Here is a 1,410-nt window from a genome sequence, read left to right as displayed (position 1 = left end):
CACTACAGTTGCATTTTGTGTTGAGTTCTGAATCTATGGGTAACCATGATTCAGGATATGATGAGTGGCGGTGCGTCTGTTGAAGAGACGCTGGAATTATGGGCGCGCTCGCTTCGGTCCGCCAAGGATCGGATGGCGCCGCTGTTCACGCAAAAACGTGTCGTAGATTCAGCCTGTGCTTTTCTTGATATTTTGATTGGCAATGAACCACGCAAGACGGGATGGATGCGAGCGGAAGCCGCAGGAGATCCTGGTCCATGGCGGCAGCAGGCGCTTCTGGGGCGCGGGACTGGGATGCCGATGCCCTTCGTGATGTCGTCAGGGATTATGTGATCGAGCATCTGGGCACTGAAGAGGGCGTGCTGGTCATTGATGAGACCGGTTTTCTGAAGAAGGGTCAGGCGTCCTGCGGTGTGGGCGGCAGTATACGGGATCTGCCGGCAAGATCACGAACTGCCAGATTGGTGTATTTGCCACCTATGTATCGGCGCGGGACCATGCCTTTGTGGACCGCGCCCTGTATCTCCCGAAAGATTGGACATCGAACCGTGAGCGCCTGAAGCAGGCCCACGTTCCCGATGACGTGGTGTTTGCAACCAAACCGGCGTTAGCCTCGATGATGATTGAGCGGAGTATTGAGGCCGGTGTGCCCTTCCGCTGGGTTGCTGCAGACAGCGTGTATGGCGTCGGCGATGTGGAACGCACGCTTCGCCGGGCAGGAATTGGATATGTTCTTGGGGGCAAGGGCAATCACTGGTTCGGATCATGGGCAACGGAACCGCTGATTGCCGGAGAGGCGAAAGATATTGCAGCAGGACTGCCAGACCAGGCCCTGGCGTCGTCTCTCAGCGGGGCACGGCACAAAAGGTGAGCGACTTTATGACTGGGCGTATCTTCCGCTTGCTGATCTCGATGCTGAAGAATTTGACAGCCCTATAGCCGGACCATGGACACGTGGCCTGTTGATCCGCCGAAACATCGCTGACGGGGATCTTGCCTATTTTACGACCTGGAGCCCGAAAGGGACAACCACACAGGAACTCGTGAACGTTGAAGGGACGCGCTGGAGGATCGAAGAATGTTTCGAGACGGCCAAAAACGAATTTGGTCTTGATCATAACGAGACCCGCTCCTGGCATGGTTGGCATCGGCATGTCTCTCTTGTCATGCTGGTCTATGCCGTCATGGCAAGTGTCCGGTATCAGGCAAACTCATTGAAACCGAAAAAAACACAACGCAGAACACGATAATCGTCGTCCGCTGGTCCATTCAGGAAATCAGGCGCCTCGTCGTAAAACTTGCACAACGCAGACTACCCGTCCCTCACATCCTCAGATGGTCCGTCTTTCGACGAACGCATCAGGTCAGCGCTATCCGCGCTCACTCACGACACAAAATGCAACTGTAGTG

At 55.4% G+C, this 1,410-nt stretch carries 1 pseudogene; it reads left to right on the top strand.

Annotation, left to right across the window (positions count from 1 at the left end):
* Nucleotides 1-45 precede the first annotated feature (45 nt).
* Nucleotides 46-1,250: pseudogene (locus tag AD928_RS00210) on the top strand (IS701 family transposase).
* The last annotated feature ends 160 nt before the right edge of the window (nucleotides 1,251-1,410 follow it).

It is taken from the genome of Acetobacter cerevisiae (assembly GCF_001580535.1).
Classification (GTDB): Bacteria; Pseudomonadota; Alphaproteobacteria; order Acetobacterales; family Acetobacteraceae; genus Acetobacter; species Acetobacter cerevisiae.
The sequence above is the reverse complement of the archived record's forward strand: the minus strand, read 5'-3'. Positions and strand labels throughout refer to the sequence as shown.